Annotated in this window: 23 protein-coding genes and 3 pseudogenes; 16 read left to right on the top strand and 10 right to left on the bottom strand. The window is 66.3% G+C overall.

Translation table 11 applies throughout. From position 1 onward, the window contains the following. The first annotated feature begins 213 nt into the window (after positions 1-213). Positions 214-813 carry a TetR/AcrR family transcriptional regulator gene (locus F8568_RS45290; RefSeq protein WP_151600374.1) on the top strand — a complete coding sequence of 200 codons (600 nt, stop codon included), beginning with the start codon at positions 214-216 and terminating at the stop codon, positions 811-813. Positions 814-1,414: 601 nt separating this feature from the next. On the opposite strand, the gene F8568_RS50865 is transcribed toward F8568_RS45290, so the two are convergent. Together F8568_RS50865 and F8568_RS50860 are read right to left on the bottom strand one after the other, a co-directional pair. Continuing rightward, on the bottom strand, positions 1,415-1,726 hold the full coding sequence (locus F8568_RS50865) for a Rossmann-fold NAD(P)-binding domain-containing protein (RefSeq protein ID WP_328601319.1): 312 nt from the start codon (positions 1,724-1,726) through the stop codon (positions 1,415-1,417). A gap of 115 nt (positions 1,727-1,841) precedes the next feature. Further along, positions 1,842-2,174: pseudogene (locus F8568_RS50860) on the bottom strand (SDR family NAD(P)-dependent oxidoreductase); the annotation flags it as partial. Positions 2,175-2,665: 491 nt separating this feature from the next. On the opposite strand from F8568_RS50860, the gene F8568_RS45280 reads away from it, so the two are divergent. After that, a complete protein-coding gene (locus F8568_RS45280) occupies positions 2,666-3,391 on the top strand; it encodes a transposase family protein (RefSeq protein WP_202126128.1) in 726 nt (241 codons plus the stop codon). A gap of 311 nt (positions 3,392-3,702) precedes the next feature. On the opposite strand, the gene F8568_RS45275 is transcribed toward F8568_RS45280, so the two are convergent. Next, positions 3,703-4,134: a hypothetical protein gene (locus tag F8568_RS45275; protein ID WP_151600373.1), complete on the bottom strand. Its 432-nt coding sequence runs from the start codon at positions 4,132-4,134 to the stop codon at positions 3,703-3,705. A gap of 628 nt (positions 4,135-4,762) precedes the next feature. Between F8568_RS45275 and F8568_RS50855 the strand changes: the two genes are divergently transcribed. The 5 genes from F8568_RS50855 (at position 4,763) to F8568_RS45250 (ending at position 10,423) form a co-directional block, all read left to right on the top strand. Next, positions 4,763-5,350 carry an LOG family protein gene (locus F8568_RS50855; RefSeq protein WP_151600372.1) on the top strand — a complete coding sequence of 196 codons (588 nt, stop codon included), beginning with the start codon at positions 4,763-4,765 and terminating at the stop codon, positions 5,348-5,350. A gap of 241 nt (positions 5,351-5,591) precedes the next feature. Beyond that, positions 5,592-7,214, top strand: a complete 1,623-nt coding sequence (locus tag F8568_RS45265; protein ID WP_160574015.1) for a right-handed parallel beta-helix repeat-containing protein — start codon at positions 5,592-5,594, stop codon at positions 7,212-7,214. Between the two features lie 471 nt (positions 7,215-7,685). Continuing rightward, positions 7,686-9,041, top strand: a complete 1,356-nt coding sequence (locus tag F8568_RS45260) for an outer membrane protein assembly factor BamB family protein (RefSeq protein ID WP_151600370.1) — start codon at positions 7,686-7,688, stop codon at positions 9,039-9,041. Positions 9,042-9,740: 699 nt separating this feature from the next. Further along, positions 9,741-10,013, top strand: coding sequence for a hypothetical protein (locus F8568_RS45255; protein ID WP_160574014.1), 273 nt, complete (start codon positions 9,741-9,743; stop codon positions 10,011-10,013). Positions 10,014-10,024: 11 nt separating this feature from the next. Continuing rightward, positions 10,025-10,423, top strand: coding sequence for a hypothetical protein (locus F8568_RS45250; RefSeq protein WP_151600368.1), 399 nt, complete (start codon positions 10,025-10,027; stop codon positions 10,421-10,423). Between the two features lie 724 nt (positions 10,424-11,147). Here F8568_RS45250 and F8568_RS45245 read toward each other — a convergent pair. Further along, complete coding sequence (locus tag F8568_RS45245) at positions 11,148-11,426, bottom strand: hypothetical protein (protein WP_151600367.1); 279 nt, start codon at positions 11,424-11,426, stop codon at positions 11,148-11,150. Positions 11,427-11,451: 25 nt separating this feature from the next. On the opposite strand from F8568_RS45245, the gene F8568_RS45240 reads away from it, so the two are divergent. Together F8568_RS45240 and F8568_RS45235 are read left to right on the top strand one after the other, a co-directional pair. Beyond that, complete coding sequence (locus F8568_RS45240) at positions 11,452-11,742, top strand: transposase family protein (protein WP_151600366.1); 291 nt, start codon at positions 11,452-11,454, stop codon at positions 11,740-11,742. 402 nt (positions 11,743-12,144) lie between these two features. Further along, entirely contained in the window at positions 12,145-12,894 is a 750-nt protein-coding gene (locus F8568_RS45235) for a hypothetical protein (RefSeq protein ID WP_151600365.1), read from the top strand. A 44-nt stretch (positions 12,895-12,938) separates the two neighbouring features. Here F8568_RS45235 and F8568_RS45230 read toward each other — a convergent pair whose 3' ends face one another. Continuing rightward, complete coding sequence (locus F8568_RS45230; RefSeq protein WP_151600364.1) at positions 12,939-13,709, bottom strand: transposase family protein; 771 nt, start codon at positions 13,707-13,709, stop codon at positions 12,939-12,941. A gap of 552 nt (positions 13,710-14,261) precedes the next feature. Between F8568_RS45230 and F8568_RS45225 the strand changes: the two genes are divergently transcribed. Next, positions 14,262-14,699 carry a hypothetical protein gene (locus tag F8568_RS45225; protein ID WP_151600363.1) on the top strand — a complete coding sequence of 146 codons (438 nt, stop codon included), beginning with the start codon at positions 14,262-14,264 and terminating at the stop codon, positions 14,697-14,699. On the opposite strand, the gene F8568_RS45220 is transcribed toward F8568_RS45225, so the two are convergent. Further along, positions 14,689-15,057, bottom strand: coding sequence for a hypothetical protein (locus F8568_RS45220; RefSeq protein WP_151600362.1), 369 nt, complete (start codon positions 15,055-15,057; stop codon positions 14,689-14,691). The genes F8568_RS45225 and F8568_RS45220 overlap by 11 nt on opposite strands. A 396-nt stretch (positions 15,058-15,453) precedes the next feature. Here F8568_RS45220 and F8568_RS45215 point away from each other — a divergent pair, with 396 nt between their 5' ends. Next, positions 15,454-15,654, top strand: a complete 201-nt coding sequence (locus F8568_RS45215; RefSeq protein WP_151600361.1) for a hypothetical protein — start codon at positions 15,454-15,456, stop codon at positions 15,652-15,654. Between the two features lie 15 nt (positions 15,655-15,669). On the opposite strand, the pseudogene F8568_RS45210 reads toward F8568_RS45215, so the two are convergent. Continuing rightward, a pseudogene (locus tag F8568_RS45210) lies at positions 15,670-16,506 on the bottom strand (IS5 family transposase). Between the two features lie 398 nt (positions 16,507-16,904). On the opposite strand from F8568_RS45210, the gene F8568_RS45205 reads away from it, so the two are divergent. The 3 genes from F8568_RS45205 (at position 16,905) to F8568_RS51430 (ending at position 20,372) form a co-directional block, all read left to right on the top strand. Further along, positions 16,905-17,732 (top strand): transposase family protein, encoded by an 828-nt coding sequence (locus F8568_RS45205; RefSeq protein ID WP_151600360.1) that lies wholly within the window; start codon positions 16,905-16,907, stop codon positions 17,730-17,732. A gap of 1,390 nt (positions 17,733-19,122) precedes the next feature. After that, positions 19,123-19,713, top strand: a complete 591-nt coding sequence (locus F8568_RS45200; RefSeq protein ID WP_151600358.1) for an RNA polymerase sigma factor — start codon at positions 19,123-19,125, stop codon at positions 19,711-19,713. Between the two features lie 143 nt (positions 19,714-19,856). Next, a complete protein-coding gene (locus F8568_RS51430) occupies positions 19,857-20,372 on the top strand; it encodes a helix-turn-helix domain-containing protein (protein WP_151600356.1) in 516 nt (171 codons plus the stop codon). Here the strand turns inward: F8568_RS51430 and F8568_RS45190 are convergent. Continuing rightward, positions 20,306-21,031 (bottom strand): FG-GAP repeat protein, encoded by a 726-nt coding sequence (locus tag F8568_RS45190; RefSeq protein ID WP_207750437.1) that lies wholly within the window; start codon positions 21,029-21,031, stop codon positions 20,306-20,308. The genes F8568_RS51430 and F8568_RS45190 overlap by 67 nt on opposite strands. Positions 21,032-21,219: 188 nt before the next feature. Further along, positions 21,220-21,909, bottom strand: a pseudogene (locus F8568_RS51425) (FG-GAP repeat protein); the annotation flags it as partial. 599 nt (positions 21,910-22,508) lie between these two features. Between F8568_RS51425 and F8568_RS45180 the strand changes: the two are divergent. Next, positions 22,509-23,132: a hypothetical protein gene (locus tag F8568_RS45180; protein ID WP_151600350.1), complete on the top strand. Its 624-nt coding sequence runs from the start codon at positions 22,509-22,511 to the stop codon at positions 23,130-23,132. 179 nt (positions 23,133-23,311) lie between these two features. Here F8568_RS45180 and F8568_RS45175 read toward each other — a convergent pair whose 3' ends face one another. Further along, entirely contained in the window at positions 23,312-24,097 is a 786-nt protein-coding gene (locus F8568_RS45175) for an IS5 family transposase (protein WP_202126126.1), read from the bottom strand. A 404-nt stretch (positions 24,098-24,501) separates the two neighbouring features. Here F8568_RS45175 and F8568_RS45170 point away from each other — a divergent pair, with 404 nt between their 5' ends. Then, complete coding sequence (locus tag F8568_RS45170; protein WP_202126125.1) at positions 24,502-24,918, top strand: hypothetical protein; 417 nt, start codon at positions 24,502-24,504, stop codon at positions 24,916-24,918. Positions 24,919-25,626: the final 708 nt, after the last annotated feature.

Below are 25,626 nucleotides of genomic sequence, written 5' to 3'. Positions count from 1 at the left end.
TCACAGAGCAGCCGTCTTCACGTCCGGCGTTCCGGTCACAAGACCACATCAACCGGCCCGGATTCCCCGCTTCCCTCAGGCCTGCCTATACGCCCAGCTCAGGCCGCGAAATGCGGCTGCCGTACTAGTCAACCTCTTCCACCGGCACGACCCAAGAAGCCACGCTTCACATACGCTGGGGTTAGGGGACAAGAGACCTAGGGGGGCTGAAGTATGGAACAGGAGCGGCTGATCGAGACTGCAACCCGGATCTTCGCCGAACTCGGGTACGACGGGGCATCGCTGCAGATGATCGCAGAGGCGGCGGGGGACGACATCCACTCTGTTCGTCAGGTCGCGGAGACCAAGGCCGAGCTCTACCGGCAGGTAATGCAGCGTGCCCACACGGCCGAAGACGAGGCCATGCAAGACGCGGTCGCCCACTTCACACCCGACCGGCAGGGCATCAAGCTCCTTGCGGACGCGTTCCTGGACTTCTTCGCCAGCCACCCACAGGCACTGGCGTTGTGGCAGCACGGGTGGATGGGAGACGCAGCCGACGTGACCGGCGTGGACGTGTTCTATGTGCAACCCCGGTCGACGCAGATCGCTGACAAGATTCGTGACCGGGTACCACCCGACGTCGATCCCGACTACCTGGTGTGGAGCGTGATGTGGTGTGTCTACGGTTTCCTCAACACCGGTGCCGTCCACCAACACGGTGAACTACCACACCGGCACACGCCCAGCAGCGCCCCCCGCCGCACCGACACCCACAGTTTCCAGGCATTCCTGCATGTGATGATCGACCGAATGTTTGCATCGTCGCCCTAGCTGTTAGAGATTGCAACAGAGTGTGTGTGAAGCACGACTTTTGGTGACGGTCGGGTGTGGTGTGGGTGGGTGCGTAACTGCCGGTAGACGGTGGCGTCCATGAGGCGCGCAGGTGAAGTCTGGGGGGCGGCCGATGTCCAGCGCGCTCGCGCGGTGCCGGTCGCGCCAGGCGGCCGATGCGGGTTCGATCAGTTCCCCGCAGGCGTCGGACATGTCGCTGGGGTCGCGGCATTCGTGGGCGATGACAACGGCATAACGCCGCGCCGACGCCTCCGGCCAGAGACGCGGCGCTCAGGCAAGGCAGTCGACACCTCACGGTCACCGCTCCAGGACCGGACATGTCCCTCCGCGGAGACGCAGGCCCCGGTCGGGCAAGAAGGACGACCGGCTCGTGACGGATCCGACCGCTCCGGCCGAGCGTTGAGGTGCAACGGTCCGATGGGTTTCGCTTTGGTCCGGCACGGGCATGCCGACGGCGATCGGCACCCGGCCGATGTCGGCGTCGGGCCGCAGGTGGCCCCATTCTCCAGCCGGGGGTTGCCCATGCCGGTTCCGCCCGCTCAGGAAACGTCGGACCGCCTCGCGGCCCATCCACCGCAAGTCATCGGGCGCGCTGCGGTCCCCACGCCACGGGGCCGAGGCGATCGACGAAGATCTCGGTCGGCCCGTCGGCGCCGAGCGTCGCGAGCTTGATGATCGAGTCGGTGCCCTGGGTGATCGTCAGCGCGCCGGTGTGGTTGTTCGTGTCGGTGGCGGCGAAGGTGTGGTTCGCGACCTCTCCCGGAGTGGCCACATTGAACTTGATCTCCGGAAGGGCCTGCGCGTACCGGACGGTGATCATGTTCAGCGCCGCCTTCGACGAGCTGTAGGCGATCTCGTGGAGCTTCGAGATGGGCTGCTCCGGATCGGTCACGACCGCGAAGGAACCGCCAGCGCTGGACACCATCACACCGCGAATGGTCCGCCGCCCGCAGTAGGGAAAGGAAGGCGTGGGTGACCCTGATCGTCCCGTACACGTTGATGTTGTAGACGGAGTGGACCTCATCGGCCGTCGCATCGGCAGGGGCAACGCCCCCTCCTGACACTCCTGCGTTGTTGATCAGCACGTCCAGCCGGTCCGTGTACTCGCGGACGAGCCGGATGGCGGCGGCCACCGACTCGTCAGAGGCGACGTCGAGCGGGTCCAGCACCACGTTGGCGCCATCAGCGGCCAGCTTGTCGGCGGCGGCCCGTCCTCGGCCCGCGTCACGCGAGCCGAGGAAGACCGTCCACCCCTTCGCCCCGAGCCGCCGGGCCGCCTCGAGCCCCAGTCCCTTGTTGCCGCCGGTGATCAGCACCGAGGTCTGTTCCGCGTTCGTCATGCCTCAGCTCTCTTTCGTTGTCGGCTGACGAACAACAGACACCGGCGGCCCGAGCACCGTAACGCGCGCGCTTACGTGAACTGCGCCACAGGGGAACCTTGCAAGAGCACATCGACGCGGCCGTAAGCCGCCGGCGTCGGCCCTCAACCACGATCACGGGGCCGAGGGCCACCCATTGGCGCCAGGGTGTGCTGCCGGTTGTCCACAGGGGGACAGGTCCCCTTTTCGGCGCTACGGCGCAGAACGGCGAGGAAGGTCAAACCGAGCATCGCCGGGTGATGTGACGGTACCGGGCGTGGTAGAGCCGGAACTGATGCTGCGCCAGTCCCGCTTCTTGGTTGCGGATTCGAAGCATTCCTCGATAGGCCAACGGGAACCGATGACCCGGACCGACTCCGGGAGCCCTCGCTTCCGCGGAGTCTAACGACCTCGTAAAGGGTTGTGGTGGCGGCGGAGTCCTTGATCGTTGGCAAGTCTGGATGGTCCGGTCGGTGGCGCGTGCGGTGGTCGTGGGGAATCGTCGGATCACCGGTCTGTCGCCGGCAGTGCCGGCCGAGTTGGTCGCGGAGGTCGGGCCCGTGTGGCAGGAGCGGCACCAGGCGGTGCTGGCCGCTCGTCCGCGGCGGCGGGCGGTGGGCGCCGGGGCGAAGTACAAACTGGTGTTCGTGGACCGGCTGCTGGCCACGCTGATCCATCTGCGTCACGGGGTGACCCACGATGTGCCGGGGTGCTGGTTCGGCATGAGCCGATCCACCATCACCCGCGCCATCGCCGACGTCCGGCCGCTGCCGGCTGACCGTGGCTGTACTGTCGAGCCGGGAATCCGGCTGCGCACACTGGCCGAGGTCATCGAACACCCGGGCGCCGGCGGGCAGACCGCGATCATCGACGCCACCGAAATCAGGGGCCGCCGACCGGCGGCCAAGCAGCCGGACCGCAACGCGTTCGTCTCGGGCAAGAACAAGCAGAACGCGATCAAAGCCATGGTGATCACTGACGCCGGCGGTCACCTGCTGTTGTGCGGCCAGGCCGAGCCCGGAAGCTGCGCCGACATCACCCAGGCACGCAAGTCGGGCCTGGTCGAGCTACTCGCTGCCGGTCCGCCGGTACAGATTCCGGCCGACGCCGGCTACCAGGGCCTGGGTGCCGATCTCGTCAACACGGCAGCGCCGCAAGAAGAGGCGTTCATTGAACTCGTCGACAAACGTTGCCGGTGACGGGTACAAATCAGTCTTGGCGGGCTGAACGGCGGGTGTGGGCCCGTATGACTCTGCGATCAGCGTCGTGCCGTGACCGTCTCGTGGCTCACTGCTACATGGAGCTACATGGAGCGGGTGGATGTAGCGTTGAGAGTAGGGTCGTCCTGGGCTTTCTTTCGATGGGAGAGGCGCGCGTCGGAACGGCGCGCGCCTCTGTCGGGAGTCGTGTTGCTGGAGGTTGGGCGCTTTTCTCCCCGCCCTTTGGTGGGCTTCCTGTCGCCCCTGGTTGACTCCGTGATCCCGCGCCTGGCCTCATGGCCGGGGGAGTCTCAGTGGTCGTTGACGAACGTCGAGACGTGGCCTCTCCCACCGTTGCCGACGTAGAAGAGGCCGTACTCGTCGCCCTCGTAGAGGTTGTACGCCCCGCCCTGACTCGCGGTATGGATCACGCAGAGACCGCCGCTGGTCTTGTCTTTGGCCGTGTACGCGTGGCCATGATGGCTGTTTTCGGTGATGTCGTTGACCTTGACGATAGCCGCATGCCCGTTCGCTGACGTGTCGCACACCTTGATCTGGTCACCATGTTCCTTGACGTAGACCTTGACGCCCGTTGCGGAGTACACGTGTTCCCAGCCACCGCCGGAAGCCGGGGGCAACGTGGTGGCGGAGGCGTTGCCAGCGGTTGCCATGATGGCGGCAGTAGTTAGCGCCATGGCCCCTCCGAGGATACGAGCGATACGGAACTGCAAAATAGACTCCATTTGAGAAATTTAGAGGTAATCAGATTTCATTGAGTGAAATGTCCGATTGTCCTCCGTCTGCTAGCTCTTTCGTGTGTGGACGTTGAGTAGAACTGTCCGGGCATCAGTCGTCACCGCAATCAATGTGCCGGGAATTCTCGAGAGGTGAGGGCCTCTCCCGCGTCGACCAGTCCGGCCTACTCCCCTCAGGAAGGACAGAGGCACGCCGCCGCGAGGGCCTGGTCCAGGCTGCCGCGGTTGTGGCGGGTGGCCCCGGAGAAGCCTTGGTCGGTGTAGACCCGATCGGCCGGACGCCGAGCGCGAGGATCTGCTCGGTCTGGACGACGATGTCCTGCTCTTCGGTGGAGCAGCGGGCGTACCCGACCCGGACGGCACCGGGGGCCTTGCCGGGGGACGTGCCAGAACCGGGAGCGTTCGCGGCCTTCACGCGCTCAAATGTTCCGGATAGGGCCCCGTCACCGAGACGGTTCGCGGAACACTCTTGCTGAACACCCCGACCCGCAGCGCCACGCCGGCTGGCGGGTGTTGCGGTAGAGGACCCCCAAACGGAACACCCCCGGTACTTGGTCGCCCGCACCACGCTGATCGACCAGATCCCCGCCACCCATCCCGCCAACCAAAGCTCTGGGTGGACGGCGGTTACCGCAACACATCCTCGAACACCGCTACCGCTGGCATCGACATGCAGATCACCCAACGCCCACCCGGCGGCCACGGCCTCACCGCACTGCCGCGCCGCCCGGCCGTCGAGCGCACCCCGGGCCGGCTCATGCTGGCGGAGACAGCGTACGCGGTCGGGCGGGGGCTCGCCGACCGCGGCATCGAGTTCGTGTGCGTCGGTGGAGGCTCCGGCTTGATGAGGCCGGTGTCGCAGGGCGTGTCGACGGTTGCTGCCGGGTCTACGGCGTCATCCCGCGCTTCATGGTGCAGCCGGAGTGCGGGCGGTTCGGCCGTGAGCCAGACATGGAGACGACTGTCGTGTACAACCATGCACGAACGCAAGGCGCTGATGGCCGAACCAGCGCAGGCCTTTCTCACGCTGCCCGACGGGCTGTGCATGCTCGAGGAGCTTTTCGATGTGTGGACCTGGCAGACGCTGGCGCTGAACGGCAAGCCGATCGGTTTGCTCAACATAGATGGCTTCTGGGAACAGCTCGTCACGCTCCGCCGTGACATCGCAGACATCGGCTTTCTGGAGCACGTCACGATCGACTAGATGGTCGTGGGTGACCATCTCGACGACGTGCTGGATCGGATGGCTTCCGTGGCCGAGGCTTGGCGAGCACGCTGAAGATCGATTACGGCGGCGCGGGCCACAGCATATCTTCGGCGCCGTCCATGCCGCGGTGGCGGCTGCGGAGCGACTCCGGACGGTAGTAGCCCATCCATGGTTTCCGAACTTCTCGAGGTGAGCTCCCGTTATGCCACGCAGACGACACCACGCAAGGGGCATCGTCATGCTCGCCTGCGTGCCGGCCGTCGCGTTCGGACCCGCTGGCTGCCGGTCGCACGACGATCGGCCGCAGGACGATCAGCTGCAGGCATCCAGGACGGCTGGAGCCGCCCCCGTCGGTTCTACTGCGTACCCCGTTCCGCCCGGGGCCGTGTTCGTTGCCCCGGGCGGCGACGACCAGGCCGCCGGCACCAGGCAGGCGCCGCTGCGCACACTCGGCGCGGCCGTGGTGAAGGCGCCCGTCGGAGGGACGATCGTCTTGCGCGGCGGCGTTTACCACGAGAGCGTCAAGGTACCTGAAGGGAAGCAGGTCACCATCCAGTCGGCGCCGCACGAGATCGTGTGGCTTGATGGCAGTACGCCCGTCACCGGATGGCGGCAGGAGAACGGCGCCTGGGTCCGAGGAGGCTGGACCACCCGGCTCGACGCGAGTCCGACCTACACCAAGGGCGCCAAGCCGAGCGATGACCCGGCCTTCCAATTCGTGTCACCCGTCCATCCGATGGCCGCGCATCCGGACCAGCTCTGGGTCGACGGCGCAGCGCAGACCCAGGTCGGGTCACTTGCGGAGGTCAGGAAGGGCACGTTCTACGTGGACGAAACCGCCCAGCGTCTCTACATGGGCACTGACCCACGGGGACACGACGTCCGCGCGAGCACGCTCGGCAAGGCTCTCACCCTGCGAGCGGACAATTCGGCGCTCCGCGGCATCGGCGTCCGCCGCTACGCCACTTCGCTCCCCGAACTGGGCAGTGTGAGGATCACCGGCCAAGGCGCCACGCTGGAGAATGTTACGGTGACCGGCTCCGCGACGACCGGCCTCAGTGTGACCGGCACGAGCGCCCGCATCCGGCACGTCACCACTTCCGGCAACGGAATGCTCGGAGTGCACGGCAACTACGCCGACGATCTGCGGATGGAATCGGTGCGCACCGAGCACAACAACCTGGAGCACTTCCAGTACGCGCCGGTCTCGGGCGGCATGAAGATCACCCGATCCCGGCGGGTCGCGCTGATCGACAGTGTGGTCGCCGACAACCTCGGCAAGGGCGTCTGGCTGGACGAGTCGGTCTACGACATCACGATCACGGGTGATCAGATCCTGCGCAACGCCGACCACGGCGTCTCCCTGGAACTGAGCGCGAAGGCGGTCGTCGCCCGCAATGTCTTCACCGGCAACGTCAATGACGGCCTTAACGTGAACAACACCTCGGACGTGCGGATCGAGAAGAACACGATGTCCGGGAACGGGCGCACCATCGAGCTCGTGCAGGACTCGCGAACCCCGGGCGACCCGCGCGTTCCCGGTCGGGATCCACGGAACGCCGTTCCGGATCCCGCGATGACATGGCGGATCGAAAAGATCACCATTCGCGGCAACAGACTTTCCCGCCCCCGGCCGGGCACCCCTTGCCTGCTCTGCATCCGAGGCGTGGTCCGCAGAAAGCCCGTCGGCGCCATGGGTGTCTTGGCCGACGGGAACGTCTACGTCCGCTCCGATCCCAGTACACCGCGGTCGCTCATCTCATGGTCGGGCCCGGCCGGGCCGGCGACGGAGTTCCAGAAACTCGCCCAGTTCCGTTCGGTCACGGGTCAGGAGACGCATGGCAGGGTCGAAGGCGACTGAACCCATCGCCAGGGGCTGCACCTCCGAACCATGACCGGACGGTCAGGCATGTGCGCTCAGGACTCGCATGGTGAGTGCGCTCTGGACCACGACAAGGAAAGAAAGAATGCAGAGCAAGTCTCGTGTCGGTGCGATTTCGCCGCTGCTTCACTTCCGGCGGATAGGGCCATCATTGCCGCGGCGCCCGCCGCGAATGCCAGTGGTTTCACATTCGAACATTTTTCGAATCCCGACCCGCCGTACAAGAACTATTCGATCGCGGCCTACTGCGACGGCCGCTACGCTGGCAGGGCCGAGCGGAACGGCATGTCCTGGGATTGGTTACCCCGGTGACGCACTCCGCGCAGGGGACAAGAAGTAATTGGCCCTCGTATCCTCGTATACGCCCTGCGCTACTGTGCTCCGTCCCATCTGCGTCATGGTTTTCTCTGAGCCGGTGACCGCCTCCGTAACCCATCCTCGAGGAAAGGTATGACGAGCCGCTTCTTACGATCGTCCCACGCGGATCGTATTGTGCTGGCCTCGGTCACTGTGGGTACCGTGGTCAGTGCGTTCGTTGCCGTATTGCTGCTTGTCTCGATCAATGGGCATGGTGATCGGGCGTCCGCCGAGGGAGGTGGCGAGGCCACCGGTGCAGTGAAGGACAAGCCGCTGAAGTTGACGCCCTGGTCGCTGCCGTATGCGGACGGGCAATGGTCGATCACGTCCGACTCGTTGCGCGGGACGCTCTTCACCGGCGCGACCGTGGTCCGCGCGCTGGCCGACCGTCTCGTTGCCATGGACGTGGCCACCGGGCGTCGGCTGTGGGAGAGGCGCTTGCCGGCCACGCTGTGCCAGGCATCGACGATCGCCGACAGCGGACTCGGGATCGTCGCGTACGGAAGCGAGGAGGACTGCGGCACCGTCGCAGGGGTCGACCTCCACACCGGCAGGATCAGGTGGACGCGCTTCCTGCCCATCGACGACTCGACGATCAACAATGGGGAGCCCCAACTGGCACGCAGCGGCGACACCGTGGTGGCGGCGATGGAGCACCACCGGACGACCGCGTTCCGTGTGAGTGACGGCACGCAACTGTGGACGGAGACCGCGGCTCTCTACGGAGGAGGGGACTGCTACACCAACTCCTACACTGGTGGCCGCCGGCTCGTGCGGCTCGTATCATGCGTCACCAGCGGTTTCCACAGGCATGTGGTGGAACAGGTGAATCCGGGGACGGGCCGGACGCAATGGACCTTCCGGCTCCGCCGACCCGGGCTGCTCAAAGGTGTTCTGAGCACCGATCCGATCGTCGTCGACGATGAGGACCGTTCCGACAAGGCCCATCTGATGGTTCTCAGCGACCAGGGCACCGTGCGCACGGCCCTCGCCGAGGGCCCCGAGCACTCAGGACATCACCGAGTGGACGGGAACCCGTCCAGCAACATCCTGATCAGCGGAGACACGGTGGCGGTGGCGATGGAGCCCGAGGACGACGCCTCCACTGAGCAGAACACGATCGTGGCGTGGTCCATCACTTCGGGAAAGCGCCTGTGGGGGATTCGCGGAAGCAGCGACATGACGCGCCTGCACCCGGTTCCCTCAACCGCCGGTGGGTTGCTCGCCTATGCCGTCGGCCGGGTCAACGAGCGACCACAGCTGGTCCGTATCGATCCCACCAGCGGACAGCAGACCGTCGTCCGCCAGTACGATCCGGCGGTCGCGTGGGTAGGCACCGAACCGGTGCCGGCGCTTTACCGAGGTGTTCTCTTCGTCACCTGCGGTGGACTCGGCGTCGGAGGCCCAACCTCCACAGACCATGCCCTGGTCGCGCTCCCGGGCCTGTGATCGGGGCGAAGCGGGCACCGTTAGATCCGAAGCGGCGGGCTGCCGGGGGAGCCGGTGGCTGGACTGTCGCTCAGGAGGTCTTACTGAAAATGCAGGGTGACACACGGTTTGGCCGCGGGCTTGCGTGAGGCCCGGTCGGATGGGCCCGCACGACGGGGTCCGCCCGACGGGAGGGTGTCCGTGAACCGGCGAGGGAAGGGCGCGGGCCCGTACGCGGCTGGCCGGGAGGACGGCGGCCGTTCTGGCCGTCGTCACGCTGCTGGCGACGCTGCTCGGCATCGGCCAGATCGATCATGCGATCGCCGCCTCCGACGGTAGCGCCTGGCTGTGAAGCCGGGTGACGGGCGAGGCGGGACGGGTCAACCCCGACAGCGGCCGGGTCGAGCAGCGCTGCGAGGTGCCCGATGCCCGCGGCCACCAGGTGCAGGTAACCGAGAATGATCAGAGCTCGATCTGACCGGCCCTGGATCTGCGGGCGTGCGGACATCGGCACGCGGGCTGCGATCCGCACCTGGCGATGGGAGCGACCGCCGCGGTCGTGATCGAGTGTGCTTCCGGCATGGTTCGGGTGTTGGATCCGACCACGTTGCGTTCGGTGGGTTCTCTTCTTCAGTTACCCGGCCCGTTGGCAAGCGGCGAGTTCGATGGCTCCGGGCAGCTGTGGGTCGCGCGCTGGCCCGGCAGGGCGCCGTGGCGGCGTTGGAGGTCACGGTCAATGGCGCTTCCGTGGCCCATGCCGTCGAGGTCACGGCCCCCGACAGCGCCCTTGTGCTGTGCGTGCTCGACCAAGGCGCCCTCGTCGTCGACCGCAGCGACCGTGATCTGGTGCTCGTCACCGGCAAGCACATCTGCCGGGTCGCCGCGCCGGTCCCGCTCGCCGGAGCGCTCGTACCCAAACGCACCTTCGCGCGCTGGCCGCGGTCACTGTTCTCAACACTGGTCGCTGGACCCCGCACGCACGCGCGCGCGTAGGGTCGTTTCTGTTGCGTGATCCCGTCGTGCCGTTCACGGGCAAGGTCCACGTGCTGGCGCGGGAATCCGGGCAGGTGCGGGTCCTTGACCCGGCAGGACGCGAGACCGGTGTGCTGTACCTGCTCGAAGGACGTGATGATCTGGAACTCCGAGTCCGCGAGAACAACCTGTTCGTCAACGCGCCGGGGAGCGGGTACGCCCTGGTCGTCGGAACCGACGGCCGGCCACGGACGGTGGGCAAGTACGGGCCGGGGCCGCCCGGCTGCGCCCGGCGGCGGAAACGGTCCGCCGCCCGTGCCAGCACGCCCGCGTCGTTCATCTTCCCGCCACCGTCGGACGCACTCTCCTCGAGCGGCGATCCATCCCGCGGGACCACGGTCCCGATGTGGCGACGGCGGCACCGGCGGTGACACGGGAGGCGATGGCGCGGCTGTCGACCTGGGCGTCTCCGCAAGTCTGGAAGCGTGCCCGGGCGAACGCTCCGCTTGCAAGTGTTGACGGGTCGTTTCGGTCCCGGCGATCAGTTTGGCCGCACTGAACGCCCCGGCGAGCACTATGGCGGCCACGGCAGTCAGCACGAGCCTGCGGCGCCGGCGCGAGGACACGGCCCTGAGCCGAGCGCTCATCGCCGGGGGGAAGGGCCCGGGAGCCACCCATCCCGGTATGAGTTCCTGAACGGCGGACGGCGCGCAACGTCCGCGGCCTCACCGGGGCGCCGAGCAGACATCGTTGCAGAGAACGCCCCAAGGTTCCGGTGGGGGTTCGGCACCGGTTTCGGCTATACGGGACAGAGCGTTTCCAGCAGGTCCGCCATGCTCATCGGTTTCGTGCCGGCGATGACTCCCGGGCCGAAGACGTCGCCGTGTCCGGCGAAGAACGCGTGGACACGGTGAACCCGCTCGCCGCAAGCCCGTCGGCCAGTAGAGGGCCCTTGCGCCGGGGATGTCCTCATCGTCTTCCGGGGCGAGCAGGAACGCGGCCGAAGAAAAAATCTCGCCGCCCTTGGATAGACCTCGGAGAGATGACGCGGAATCGACATCGAATACGGTCATGAACACTCGAGTGCTTGGTATTTATCGGGGGAGACGTGGGTGTCATGGCGCGACCATATGGGATGAGATACATCTACCCACGTCACTCTGCGAAAAGTCGTCTGGGTTTCACCAGAAGCTTTCTGAAGGCTGTTGAATCGTTCTGCGCGTTGGTGTCTGCGACATAGAGATAGGTGGCGGAGCCGACCGTGCGCGTGTAAGTGCGGATCGCAACGGTGTAGGCGCTGCTGTTGGCGATGTCGATGCCGGTGAAGAGGATCTGGTCTCGCTCTCGACCCAGTTGCCACTGGGCCGTGGGGAAGCCATTGGTAAGCTCGCTGACGAGTATTCTGGCGGTGTACCCGGTGGCGCTCCTGGCCATGACATAAAGGTATTGTGGGAGGTCGTTGCATCCAGTTCCTGACCGACCCGCCCGGCCGACCTGGGCTTCGCCGGTGCTGCCCGGCCCGACGCACGACCCCACCGCTGCCCGCATCCATGGCGTCATCGACGCGCTCACCAGCCGGTCGATCGTCTGTTACACCGACAAGGGACACGTCGGCGCGGGCGACGGGATCGGGATGCCCTATAAGCGCCGAAAGTGCCGCCCGCTCGGCAAATGCGAGAAGCTGTTCAACCGGAGCCACGCCCAGGTCAGCACGCCCGGCGAGCAGGGCGCCGCCACCCTCAAAAGCTGATCATAGATTCCGCGAAGCGCCGCTTCATGGAGAACTGCGGGGACTTGAACATCTCTGGCCCGGCTGCGGCCGACCTGGATCGGCTCAAAAGGGCTCGCTTGCCCACTGTGCGTCACAGGATTGCAGACCCGCCCTCCGGTCTTGGAGATCGCGCAGCGGCTGAGGCTCAAGCCAGTCCGGATCCGTGGGGCGTTGGGCGACGTCTGCTCGCGGCTGGCCAAGCGGTCTACGACCGACACGTCCGGTGATTCTCCTCGGCTGTTGCCGATCGGGCAGCGCTCCCGACAGTAGGGATGAGGCAAGGAACCATGGATCCGGGCGATCGAATCCCAACACTGATCTCGGGGGAAACCGGGTTGTCGCTCGGGATCTGCCGGCAGTTGTGAACGAGAGGGGTTCTGCATGAAGCATGCATACGGACAGAGCGATCAGCATCGGAGTCCGGAAGTTCAGCGAGAGAGCATGGAAACCGCTGAACGGTCAGAACTCAAAGTCTTTTCCTCTGTGAGCGTTTCTGGCGGGACTGAGGGTGACCGGGCCGAGGACGAGATGCCCGCGCGAGTGACCGCTGTCGAGCATCGCATGGTCACCGGTACCTGGGAGGTGACGACGCGTTGGCCGACGATGATCACCGGCGGACCCGTTGAACTCGTTATCAGGGCCAGCCGGGAGGCGAACCCCGAGTCGGTCGAGCGGGGAATCACGGTTGACACATTGCGTTCGATCCCACTGGCGAAGATGACTAGGGACGCCCAGGAGATGCTGAACTTGATGCAGAAAATGGAAAGAGAGTGTAATCTTTCTGAAGTGATCGAGGGGATGGCTAGCCAGATAAACTGTGCGGTACGGTCAGTGCCTCGGCCTGGGCGAGCGGGACGGTCGGACGACTTTTTCGCCCTGGTGGCTGCCTTGTACTCATGGTACGTCGACCTGGGGTATCCGAATCCCGTGCGGAAAATGGAAGACATTATCGGATGCAATTGGCGTGCGGTTGCGAACTGGGTTCGGCTAGCCAGGGTGAAGGGTATGCTCACCGAAGTGTCTCCTGGGCGGCGGGGTGGCCTGCTGACAACCAAGGCGATGCGCATCCTTGAATCTCAAGGCTACCATTTCAACGAAATTTTCGGGCAATATTTTCTGGTTGCACGCTGACCTCGCATGCATCTTCAGGTCGAAGACCTCTCAGTGAACCTTTTTCAGTGTGATGCGGTCTCGCGGAGTTGCAGGGTATGGATGGCTTTGGCGAGGTGGCCGGCGCGGTGGGGGCAGCAGCGCAGCTTCCGTAGGATTCTCCATGACGTGAGCTGGGCGTTCGCGCGTTCGCCGGGTCCGCGGAGCGTGGCGTGTGCGCGGTTGGCGTCCTTTAGTGGTTCGGGCTTGTCGCGTCCCTTGTAGGGCGTGAGGATGTGCGCGCCGGCGCCCTGGTAGGCCTTGTCGGCCAGCACGAGCAGGCCGGCGGCGGCCAGCGCCCGGATGACACCCCAGATCCGGGCGGCGGTCAGGTCGTGGACCGAGCCGTGCAGCGGTCCCGACACCCACAGCAGGGTCCCGTCCGGTGCGGCGATGACCTGGAGGTTCATGCCGTGGTGGCGATGCTTTCCCGAGTAATAGGGCCGGTCGGCGGCGACCCCGTCGATCGAGACCAGGGTGCCGTCGAGCACCAGGTAGGGCAGCCCGGCTTTGACCGCTTTGGCCAGGGCGGAGCCGAGTCTGGGCGATCGGGCGGCGAGCAGGTCGACGGCCTCGTTGACATAGCGCCACGCAGTGGTGCTCGACACGCCGAATCCGGCGCCCAGCTCGGCGTAGGTCTCGCCCTTGCGCAGGTAGACCAGGGTCATCAGAGCCTGCATGCCCGAGGGCAGGCACCGGCCCTTGCTGCCGAGGGCCTGGCGGTGGCGGCGGACGACCCCGGTGGCGTAGGTCAGCGTCCGGCGCGACAACGGCAATGAAGCACGGTACAAAAGCACGTGAAGCCTCTGGTGGGGACGGGACGTTGTGAGAGACCAACCGTCCTACCAGGGGCTTCTTGACGTCCGACACCGCCCACGCCGCCCGCGATCACGCTGTGATCAGCGCACACGGAACTGCCCCTGGAAAAGGCTCAGTCTGAGCCCTCGACTCGAACTTGTATCCCTCTGCGATCAAGCCCACCTGCAGCAGAACGCCCGATCCCCGTTCCAACCTGTGGTTGACCCCTCGACGGTTCTCGGCGTCTCGCGCTTCCTCGTGCGGTCATGTGCCCTGGATGTGCCCTGCGGCGCTGCACGACACCCGGCTTGCAAAGCCGATCATGAACCCTCCGCCCGACCTGGCGACCCGCTGACCTGGGCCTCCTCGCCGATCACCCCGCAAGTGACCGTGAGTCCCCCTTGATCACCGCCCCATCGGGCACGCAACGGGCACGACGCACCGTCACGCACTGGTTGCGCCACAGCACCAACTCCGGACGGTTCACTAGTGACACTCGTACTGCCCCTCCGAAGCATCGGATACGGCTCCCATGGAGAGGATCAAGAGAAATGAAGATGAAGACGCGCTTGAGCGCCTTCGTTGCCGCCACGTCTCTCGCCGCCGGAATCGCCGTAGTAGGCGCAACCGCGGCGGATGCCGCGAGCTTTAGTTTCAAATGTGTTAACAACGGCGGTGCCGGCGGAAAGGACAAGTACATCATGTCCTACGCGAATGGCCATCGGGCTGGTCGAGCCTACTGGGCCGGTAACCCGCAGTATGGTGCTCCAGGAGATGCAATGACAGCAGGCGACAGCCTTAGTGATGGCTGGTACGCAGAAGCGCATCTGAGCACTGGCCGTCATATCAGCACTCGAGGCCTCAAGGCGCCCGCTAACACCAAGTGGGCGACAGGGAATCTACCAGAGGGGCACAAGTACACCCTGCAACTGCGGATGCGGCGTGGCACTTCAATCGTCTATTCGCCGGGGTGCACGGTTACTGCCTGACGAGCCCGGGGTCGCGCGCCATCCGGTTAGCGATCAAGTTGACCAGCTCGACGTTGATCGGATGATCTTGGGGCATGTTGCCTCCCAACCAACACAACCGCTCCCGTGAAGGTTTGTCGCTGGTGTGGTCGTTCGCCTCGTACCACGCAAGCTGTGTCCTCATCGGGGCCGGCGGGCTGGCCTCGAACCCTTGGCGGGCGAGGTCGGCTGCCTCGATGAAGCGATTCTGCCAGCGTGCCGTCTTGGCCTGGGCGTACCGCGCGAACGACTCGTTGGCTCCTGCCTCCTGGGCGAGCATGAGCGCGGCGGCGGCGTAGTCTTCGGCGGCCTGGTCGAGGTTGACGTCTCCGAAGATCACCGCCGCTGGGCGAGTAGATCGGCGTCGATCCGCAGTAGCTCGCGGGTGTGCCTGCGGAGCCACGGCCCTGCGAGGAGGTCCGCTGCATGCCAAGACGGCATGAGAGGTAGATCCGCCACATCCTTATCAGTTCGATCACGGCCAAGGTATCTGGCGAGCTACCCTGCGCTGAGCTCACGGTGATGGCTGATCATGTGCGGTGGTGTCTGCTGGTGTTGCTGTCACGATTGCTGTCAACGCTGTTATCCGCACGTCCGGCTCCTGCCTGTGGATAAGTGGCATGTCGCTACTCTTCAACCTGGACTTCCAGGAGACAGAGGCCTTGCCGGAGACATCGCGAACCTCGGCCATACTGAACCGGATGATCTTCGAGTTGAGACGTGGGAGCAGCAGCGAGTGAGCGCCAGCCTCAAGGTCCTCTACCTGGCCGTCCATGTGGTCCTGTCGGCGCTGACGACCCTCCTTATGTGGGCCTGCTTCGAGATGCCCAACTACCGCGACGGCAGCAGCACCACCCCATGCGGCCTCCTGGCTGAACTTCTGACCTTGCTGACCTGGGGACATGCTCGCGCCACTGATCGCCGCCATGGCCGCTAAGAGGTCGTAAGAGAATCAGCGGACGAGGTGTCGCCAGCAGATGATGGCTGCGGCGAGGGTCATGAAGGCCTCGTGGATGTCGTCGTGGCTGTCGTCGGGGATCTCCCGGCGGATGCGCAGGCGGCGGAACCAGTGCAGCAGGCCGATGGTGCGTTCGACGACGTAGCGGTGGAGGCCCAGTCCCGATCCGTGCGGGGGTGCCGCGTCGGGCGATGACCGGTCTGATGCCCTTGGCCCAGACCGGGCGCCGGTACTTGTCGTGGTCGTAGCCGCGGTCGGCCGGCAGCCGCCCGGGCCTTCGCCGGGGCCGGCCGATCCGGCCCCGGACCGGCGGCACCGCCTCCAGCAGCGGCATCAAGTGGGTGACATCGTTGCGGTTCCCACCGGTCAACGACACGGCGAGCGGGATGCCATGGCCGTCGCTCAGCAGGTGGTGTTTGGAGCCCGGTCTCCCGCGGTCGACCGGGCTCGGCCCGGTTTTGGGCCGCGCTTCAATGCCCGGACGTGGGAGCTGTCGGTCACCGCCCTGGACCAGTCCAGTTGCCCCGCGGCGTGCAGTTCCTCCAGCAGCAGACGGTGCAGCCGCTCCCACACCCCCGCCTGGTGCCATTCGGCCAGCCGCCGCCAGCACGTCATGCCCGAACCGAACCCCAGCTCCTGGGGCAGGAACTCCCACCGGATCCCGGTATGCAGCACGAACAAGATCCCGCACAACACCTTGCGGTCGTCCAACCGCTTACGCCCGGCATGGCGCTTACGGCGCTCCACCTTCGGCAGCAGCGGCTCGATCCGCTCCCCCAGACTGTCGTGGCACGATCCACGGGGGTTGCTCGCCCTTACGCACCCACCCACACCATACCGATCACTACATGTTACGCAACATGCACATTTTGCTATGACCTCTAAGTGGGGGGAGCCGCTGGTGGCTGATCACGCACTGGCTATTGGGCGGCGCCTCCCTGGTCCTGATCGTCTACGCCGCAGTGTTCGAGGAGATTGGCTCCTCCGACCTGGGGTGAACTAGCGGCCTTTTTGGGAGATTCGAACCCCAGACACCTGGTCTGCAGTCGCGGACAGAACCGCGCACTGACGTGATCTCAGCGAAATCGATTCGGACAGTGATGCTTTCACGGGCACAGACGGCATTAGCGGGGTAGACACGCGGACGGATCAGCGGGGCCCGGAAACAGGCGTGGAGCTCCCGTAGAAGAGGTCTCACCACAAGAAGCACCTTCTACGGAAAGCTCCACGTGATCTCCTATCGTGCCACGCTTGATGTCTCCCGGGAACTCGTCCGCCACCTCGGCCGGCTGCTGCACACTGAACGCCGTCGGCGAGACACCCCGAAGGGCAGCAGGGCGCTGACCTGCTTCTGGCAGGCCGTCCTGGCGCTGCGGTGGTTCTGTGACCGCACCGATCCGGCTGCTCTCGGACGTGACCACGGCGTATCGCGGGCGACCGCCTACCGCTACATCGACGAGGTGATCGAGGTGCTGGCAGCCCAGGCGCCCGACCTGCACGCAGCACTCCAACGAGCCAAAGACGACGGGCTGGCGCACCTGATCACGGACGGCACGATCATCGAAAGCGACCGATGCCGGGAAACAACAAGGAGCGTCAAAGGCGAGGCGATCGATCTGTGGTACTCCGGCAAGGCCCACACCCACGGCGGGAACGTGCAGGCGCTGTTCGCCCCGGACGGCTTCCCGCTATGGGTCAGCCACGTCGAGCCCGGCTCGGTCCACGACCTGACCGCCGCCCGTGAGCACGTGCTCGCCGCCTTGTACAGGGCTGCCGCCGACGGTCTGCCCACACTCGCCGACTCCGGCTACGAAGGCGCCGGCATCGGCGTGTTCACCCCGGTCAAACAACCCGCCGGCGGCCGGGTCCTCGACGTCGACACCCGCACCTACAACATGCTGCTGCGTGCCCTGCGCTGCCTGGGCGAACGCGGCTTCGCCCTGCTCACCCAGCGTTGGCGAACCCTGCAGCACATCACTGCCAGCCCCAGCAAAATCGGCGACATCATCCGAGCCGCGCTCGTCCTCGTCCATTTCGAACACGGCTATCTCACCTGAAAATTGGTGAGATCACCTCACTCTCCCCCGCCTGAGCTTCCCCAACCACCGACGAGCATCACGGGAACGGCCTGGACTTCCCAGAGTCAGAGGCTCCCGCCTGAGGCACGTGTTTGATACTTCTTGGGGAAGCGGCGGGGCCGTCCGCACGGTAAAGGACGGGACCCGGGGTGCGGACTGGGCCGTCTGCATCGTCGCTCTGGTCGCGGCGGCGCGGTCGCGATTGATACATGAGCCACGACGTTCTCCGGACGGTCGGACTTGGACCATGTGCGGCCCGATGGCGGGCGCGCTGGCCGTCGACGTGGTCGGGCGCCCGGCGGCGCGCTCCTCGGGCGAAGAAGGGGGAATGCCTGGCGGCCCAGCGGGGGTGATGTGCACGTCGCCGTCCGAACCCGCAGGTGCGAAGACCCCTGAGGTGACTCGCCAGCCCGCGGCTCCAGGCCGCCAGCGCCTCGGCTGCCGAGTCCAGGAGATCTTTGCGGGTTGCCGTGAGAGGTCGCCTACGGACGGTAGAGCTCGGACGATGGCTCGGGGCGGAGCAAGTAAGACGGATGATCCTTCACGGGTTAGCACCTGGATCTCCTTCTTGCCGGTGCTGCTCCGTTCCGGGTCGTCGCCGAGGCGCGCTCGGAGGGGGCTCTGGCTCGGGTTGCGGATTCTGTTACAGGGCGCAGGACTCCGCATGGCTGAACGCCTGAACGCAGCGGCGGCGTCCGCGCCGTCCGTCACTGCGTCGCATGCCTTCCCGTACGGCTAATCTGAGCAGCCGCCGGTGGCCTTGCGCCTCCACCGCGCCCAGTAGACATGTGATGTGGGACGCGATCTCCGACGCACCGCCGGTTCGCCACGTGGCCCCAGGCGCGAGTACAAGACGAGGTGCGCCGCATCGGCTTAGCTGGGCCGCGTCTGTCTGCGAGGCGAAATGGTTACGGTGCGCAGTCGATTCGATCTGTGTCCCGGCGCCGTCGCGTGCATCCGCCACCACCGGATCGCCAAATGGGATGACTTCCTATTCGTCCCTACATCGGCTCGATGCGCAGCCAAGGACGGCAGCCTAGCCGGCTGTTGCCGATCGGCAGGGCGGACGGACTGTAGTAACGAGAGAGCTGGGGCGGGCCCTCGGTGACCGAAGGGAGATAGGGGAGTTCGGAGAACTTTCCGCAGTTGTCGTCCGCCGGTTCTGATCGGCCAGGTTCGTTCTCTTCGTCTTGCAGGTACTTGCCTCCCGTCCACAACTCCAAAACGCACATGGGTAATCCCGGAATGCTCCAGGTGAAGTATTCGCAGGGTAAGGGTCGGTAATTGCTTGCGAGATAGACCCTCGGGGGCCGCTGGTGGGTGCCTGAACCTCCCTGCCCATGTGGATCTCCGAAGGGGTTCCAGTAGAATGTCTTTATCTCCGTACCTAGAGGTCGACATCTCGGCCGAGGTTGATGACGTCGAACTCATCGCCCGATCTCGAAATCAACCAGAGGCATTTTCGGAGATCTTCGATCGGCACGCCCGCCGCTTGCGGGGCTACGTGGCACGTCGTCTCGGGTCCGATGCCGCGGACGATGTCGTCGCCGAGACCTTCCTCATCGCGTTTCAATGCAGGAATAAACACGACTTTTCACGTGCGGACGCCAGGTCTTGGCTGTTCGGAATCGCGGAGAGGCTTGTCGGCGACCACCGGCGGTCCGAGATGCGCATGCGTCGGGCGTTCGCCCGGTCCGTTTTCGAGCCCCTCGCATCCGAGGCCCTGGACGAGCGCGTGGCCGACGTGGTCACGGCTGAGGCGCAAGGTCCTCGGCTGGCAACCGCTCTTGCCGGGCTCAACGAGCGCGACCGCGAACCTCTGCTGCTCCGCACGTTGGGCGGCATGTCCTGCGAGGAGATAGGGGACGTACTGGACATTCCTGTAGGTGCGGTCCGCTCACGTCTCCACCGGGCGCGCAGGACGTTGCGTGCGGCGCTCGACTCCGCCCATACCGGCTGACCGTCGGCCGCTGCCAGGGCCCCGAACGGCGTCGCGCCTCCGCCTGGGAAAACGGTGATCCAGACGGTTTGCAGCACCGACGAGTTCGCGCCCGACCAGCGGCCTGCCGCATTCGCTGACGTCCAGGTGGCCAGCGCGTCCCGATGCCGCTTGTGAGCGACGGACCGCAAGTGTTTCGGGCGATGATATGGGCGCTTGATCTGGTGAGCTCGAGTTGCCCTGCTCGTCGGCGGAGGCATGGCGGCCGCTGCCGTTCGTCCGTGCGCTGGACCCGGGTTGCACGCGGTGGTGTTCCCCTTGAATTACGGGCTTGTTCTGGATCAGGTGGGCCAGCAGGTTTCTCGTCCGGCTGGCCGCGGGCTCCGGCACTACCGTCCGGACAGCATTCCCCGGCTTGGCGATCGGTCAGCTACCTGCACCGGCTGTTCCGGTCGCAGGGCATCGCCGTCTCCTCGTGGATCCGCCGGCTCCGCCTCGAACGCGCGCGCCGCGATCTCGGCGATCCGGCGCTGGACGCGGTGCCCATCCGCCGGATCGCGGCGCGCTGGGGATTCAACGACCACGCCACCTTCACCCGCGCGTTCCGCGCGGCCTACGGCATCGCCCCGAGCGACCATCGCCGCCGTTCTCTCGAGTCGGCACCGGACCGGGCCTCGTAGCCGCACGGCCCTGCATCGTCCCGGGACGAGGGCCGCCGCCATCGAGCCGGCGGCGGAGCCGGAACGTGGGCCGCGCGGCTGGGGCGGAGGCGCCGCGCGGCCCGCCGCCGGGTCAGGGCAGGATCACCCCGCCGAGCCCGGCGCCGCGTCCCTGGACGCCGAGCGTGCTGGAGTAGAACGTCTTGCCTCCCGGTGGTGGACACGCCGGACGCGCCGCCGGTCAGCATGTACAGCGCGCCTCCGCCGTCGTTCTCTCCGCGGGCGCCGACGCTGAGGTCGGCCTTGCCGTCGCCGTTGAGGTCCGCGAGCGACACCTGGGAGCCGAACAGGTCGTTCTCCTCGGCGTGGCCCGTGACGTCCCCGACGTCCTCGCTGATCTGCTGGGCGCCGGAGCCGGTCGCGCCGCCGGGGCCGCCGTACAGGACGGTGGCGGCGCCCGCACCGGTGACCGTGCCGATGGCCTCGCCGGGGGCGCCGCCGGCGATGTCCGCGCGGCCGTCGCCGTTGACGTCGCCGGTCGCCACGGAGCCGCCGAACGCGTCCCCGCGCTCCTCGGTGCCCGGGACGCCGCCGGTGTCCTGGTCGAGGACGGTGGCGGCGCCGATGCCGGACGCGGTGCCCGGGTACACCCGGACCTGGCCGCCGCGGTCGGTGTCCACGCCCGCGACCAGGTCGGCCGGCCGTCGCCGTCGACGTCGCCGGCGGCGAGGGACTGCACCGGCGCGTCGGACGAGGTGTACGCCGGGGTGCCGGCGAGCCCGGTCGAGGAGCCCTTGTAGACGTTGAGCCGCAGGGACGGGTCCTGCCCGTCGATGCCGTCCCAGACGTAGGCGTACGCCAGGTCGGCGTGGCCGTCGCCGGTGAAGTCGGCGGCGGTGGTGGACACGCGGACGGTCTCGCCCTCCCCGTGGCCGACGGTGGTGGTCGTGCCGGTCAGGTCGCCCGAGGCCAGGCCGCGGTAGAGGGTGAACGAACCGCGGCCTCCGGCGACCAGGTCGGGCCTGCCGGTGACGTCGGCGGCGCTGACGGTGACCGGGCCGCGGTTCTCGCCGCCGTCATCGGCCCCGAACGCCACGGCCCTGGAGGACAGGCCGCTCGCACTTCCGTAAACGACGGTGATACTGCCGCCCGCCAATGGCCCGTCGGAATTCTCGCCGGAGGCGACCACGGCGAGGTCGGCGTAGCCGTCGAGGTCGAAATCGGCCGAGGCGAGGGAGGCGCCGAATCCGTCGTCCGCCTCCGAGCCGGCGGGGATTCCGGCGCTCTCCTGAGAGATGACCTGCCTGCGGGAGGGGTCGGGGCCGGACGCGGTGCCGTAGGCGATGGTCGCGAACCCTGCTCTGCCGGCGCCGTTCGCGGTGCCGAGCGGGCTGCCGAGCGCCAGGTCGCGGTGGCCGTCGCCGTTGAAGTCGCCGGGCTGCGCGGGCGCCGGGGGAGCGGCGTGCGCGGGCACGGCGGACAGGCCCGCCGTGCCGGCGGCCGCGGCAGTGACCGCGGCGAGCGCGGCGCCGCGCAGGCGCCGATTGCGTCGAGTCATGGGCTGCGGGGAGGGTTAGATGATGAGAGAAGCAGAGGTGAATGCGGATCAAGCACGATCACGCTAATGATTCGCAAGCGCCAAGAAAAGAAGGCAAGAGTGGCGGCGAACCGAGTCCCTGAAACTCACATTTCCCGTTCGTCCTGGAAAGTTAACAGGATACGACCGGGCGGGCCTTGACAGTGAGCGGACACCTCTTGACGATCGCTCTCGCCTACGGCCACGTTCGGGACATCGGCGGTCGGCCCCGTAACGCGCCAACCCGCCGACGTCCTGGCCGGCGTCAACCTGGGACGGGAGGCCGCTGGCCTGCGGTCGTCCCTCTGAGGGATGGCCACGGCAGTCGCGCCGCTGTTCGGGCCGGGGCTGCGCCGGGTTGCTGCTCGGAAGCCAGGTCGCCGTTGACCAGGTGGCCGTGCGCCATTGGCAGATCGGCCAGCCAAGTAGTTCAGAGTTGCACGCGCCGACGACCGCTGCACGGTAACAATACGCAAGAGGGGGTTCTCCCCTGAAGAGGCCTCGAGTAGCGCCTCCCGGGCCGGTACGGGCGCGAAAGCTGTTGCCAGCGATATCTTGTCGGAATGTGGGATAATATCGGAATGAAGTGGCCCTATTTTCTGTTCATGCTCGGTGGGATTCTGGGCATCACCGCAGGGATAGCGGTGAACAACCCTCACCGTTTCATCGGCCTCGGTGATTGGCTATGGCTTTGGTGTGTGTTGGCGGCTGCCGGGTTCGGCCTTCTCAGCTTCGCTTGCGTGCGACTGGCGATCGGGACGCGTGGTATCCGGCGCTGGCTGCTGGCATCCTGTGCAGGTTTTACAGCACTAGTGGGCCTCGCGTGCATTGCCTGGGGTGGCCTTAGCTCCCTGCTTGTGGATTACTCGAACGAGCAGAGGGTCGCGGCCACGTCTCCTGACGGCCGGTTCGAGGTCATCCTGTACTACGCCGATCGCCGAGCAGCCCACTTGCGCGATAGACCGGATGGCCTGTACCTGCAAACGACGGAGGGCTTCCTCAGCAAGCGGACTTATCTTGGCTGCTTGTCTGACAGTGGGCACGATCGACTGGACTGGGTGCGGTTCGCGGACGCGAATACGGTGGTTGTTCGCCAAGTGGGGCAAGAGGGCGTGACAGAACGGTCGGTTTCCTTCGATCCGGTCAAGGTCCGTGTCATTCGACCCATGGGCGACAGTTGCCCGCCAGACCTCTACACCGGTTGACGAGGTCAAGGTTCCGTCTGCCATGCAGATTCAGGGAGCACGCTGACCGGCCCCAACTCCGGTCGATCGTGGTAGGAAGGGCAGCAAGCTCCACGTGTTGTCTGACGCGGCCGGGCTTCTGCTGGTGGTCGGCGTCTCTGCGGCCAACACCAACGACATCGAGGCGTTCAAACTCTTGTTCATGGCCATCCCGGCAATCCGGTCCCGGGGGCCACGTCGCCATCGGCCCGGACAAGGCTCGTGCGGTCAGGGCCTACGAGTCGGTCGACCTGCGAACCTGGCTGCGCAGGCGCAGCGTCATCCCGCGGTGCTGGAGAAGATTCGGGTGCCGCGACCTGGCGCGGGCCGCCCACGTACGCGCCCGGATCGGGTCGGGTTCGAGGACGGCCACGCCCTTGCCGGGCAACGCGGACGCCGGCCATCACCGCCTCGAACTGCGGAGCGTCCCCGCGCTGCCCGGCCGTCACCACCAGCGACAACGGCTTGTGCCCCTGCTCGCAGGCCAGGTGCACCTTGGTCGACAGCCCGCCACGGGAGCGTCCCAGCGAGTGATCACCCGGCTCGGTGCCCGCACCGCCCGGCGGCTCGCGCTGCAGGTCGCCGCGCCGGCGGGCCCCGGCGGCGTGCTGGTGCGCCCGCATGATCGTGGAGTCGACGCCGACGTCCCAGCCGATCAGCCCGGCCGCGTCAGCGCGAGCCTGCAGCCCGGCCAGGACCCGCGCCCAGGTGCCGTTGCGCTGCCAGCGGCGAAACAGCCCGTAGACCGCCTGCCAGGAGCCGTAGCAGGCGGGCACGTCCCGCCATGGCGAGCCGGTCCGCACCCGCCAGCGGATCCCGTCGATGAGCTGCCGTTTGGTCCATTTCGACGGCCGACACGACCGCCGGGCAAGGGGCAGCAGCGGCCCCAGGATCGCCCATTGCGCGTCGGTCAGGTCGAACCGCCTCGTCAGCGCTACGCTGGCCACGAGGTCTCCGGTTCAGGGTTCTTCTTGGTCGATGAACCATCTACCGGAGACCTCGCTGCGTCCGGCTCACAACACGCCGACGCTCACTTACTTCGAAACACGCCCTAGGTCGTTGGAGCAGGTGAGACTGGCCGATCTGGTAGCGGGGTGGACCCGTTCTCAACATGAACGGTTGCCGCGAGCGTCTTCGGCCGGACAGTTCTCTCCATCGGCCATGATGTGGCAGCTCATGCAGGAGGCCCGTGGTTGAGGCGTAAGGGAGATCAGCACGCCTCGAAACAGGTACCTGCGTGATCGACTGTCCCCCCCGGCTGCCTGCGGCTCACCTGCCGACCCGACCAGGCCGACGGATCATGTCCTATCGGTTACCAGCGATAAATCGGAAGATGAGAGGAGCTAGACTAGTGCGCACGTTCAAGCAAAAAGCCGCGCTTGCTCTCAGCGCCACGGCAATACTTGCCGGCTCTGTGGTCGCGAGCAGCCCCGCAAATGCCGCGACGTCACCAGCCGCCGCATGTGGCAGCGGTTATTACCAAATCGACCACCACAACCTGTCGACTGCCGTCATCTACCTGATGTACAACGGCAGCACCAATTGCGTAGTCACCTGGAAGACTGCATACCTCAGCAGTGCCACGGACACGTACGCAGTCATCGAGAAAGAGACCGCCGGCGGCGGCATCGATATTGATTCTGATCAGGGCCTGTACCACACCTACGCTGGCCCAGTTTATGCGTATGCCCCGGGAGCGTGCATCAAGTGGGGCGGCGATGCCAAGGGGAGCACGCAGTGGATGTCCGGTTGGCAGCACTGCGGCTAGTCAACGAACGCTCCACGGGTGTATGACGCGGACTTGATTCACTGAGGCGGTCTGCCGCTGCTTCTGTAACGGCAACGATTCGGCTAGTGATGGGACCGCCGTATGCTCGAGCTGACTCCCCGCAGCCGGCGCCAGCTCTACCTGCGGGGCGCGGGGTCGGCCCGGAGGCCGTCACCAGTGTCCGGGCCGGCGCCGCAGATGACCGGCTCATCGAGTGTCCGGCTGTGACGGTCCACCGCCGTCCGGCCGCGACATTTCGTGGTGAACGCCCTTCAACCTAGCGGTGGGAGGGCTCTGCTCACACCTCGCCTCGCTGTACCCGAAGCAGGTCATCCAGCCCGGCTCCGAGCAAGTGACGAGTCACCCAAAGCCCGTCGTGCCCGTAGGCCAAGTGCACCAGGGCCGTGTCCAACGTGTCCAGCGTCGGCCCCACCAGCCCCTCGGACACCTCTCGCTGACGGATCTGTTCGATCGCCTCTATCGCAATTTCCGCGATCGTCCCACATCGAGTCCAGGGCATCTGCGACTATTTCAACTGTCTTTTCGGCCTAGTTAGAGCCAATCCGCTTACGCCGACACTTAGAGCGTGTCTCACGTGGGTTGCGGGTGTCCTGCGGGATAATGCGGGATCGTGTCGTCGGATCTTGCGTTGCGGCTGGTGCCGGATGAGTTGTGGGAGCTTGCCGAGCCGCTGATCCCTGTGTTCAG

The organism is Actinomadura physcomitrii, from assembly GCF_008923205.2.
Taxonomy (GTDB): domain Bacteria; phylum Actinomycetota; class Actinomycetes; order Streptosporangiales; family Streptosporangiaceae; genus Spirillospora; species Spirillospora physcomitrii.
The sequence above is the reverse complement of the archived record's forward strand: the minus strand, read 5'-3'. Positions and strand labels throughout refer to the sequence as shown.

Coding starts and splice junctions, on each gene's coding strand:
- F8568_RS45225 (WP_151600363.1), top strand. CDS start 14,262: ATGAAGATGAAGACGCGCTTGAGCGCCTTCGTTGCCGCCACGTCTCTC.
- F8568_RS45290 (WP_151600374.1), top strand. CDS start 214: ATGGAACAGGAGCGGCTGATCGAGACTGCAACCCGGATCTTCGCCGAA.
- F8568_RS45245 (WP_151600367.1), bottom strand. CDS start 11,426: ATGGCCAGGAGCGCCACCGGGTACACCGCCAGAATACTCGTCAGCGAG.
- F8568_RS51430 (WP_151600356.1), top strand. CDS start 19,857: ATGCCGCTTGTGAGCGACGGACCGCAAGTGTTTCGGGCGATGATATGG.
- F8568_RS45180 (WP_151600350.1), top strand. CDS start 22,509: ATGAAGTGGCCCTATTTTCTGTTCATGCTCGGTGGGATTCTGGGCATC.
- F8568_RS45235 (WP_151600365.1), top strand. CDS start 12,145: ATGAAGCATGCATACGGACAGAGCGATCAGCATCGGAGTCCGGAAGTT.
- F8568_RS45265 (WP_160574015.1), top strand. CDS start 5,592: ATGCTCGCCTGCGTGCCGGCCGTCGCGTTCGGACCCGCTGGCTGCCGG.
- F8568_RS45260 (WP_151600370.1), top strand. CDS start 7,686: ATGACGAGCCGCTTCTTACGATCGTCCCACGCGGATCGTATTGTGCTG.
- F8568_RS45275 (WP_151600373.1), bottom strand. CDS start 4,134: ATGGAGTCTATTTTGCAGTTCCGTATCGCTCGTATCCTCGGAGGGGCC.
- F8568_RS45200 (WP_151600358.1), top strand. CDS start 19,123: ATGTCTTTATCTCCGTACCTAGAGGTCGACATCTCGGCCGAGGTTGAT.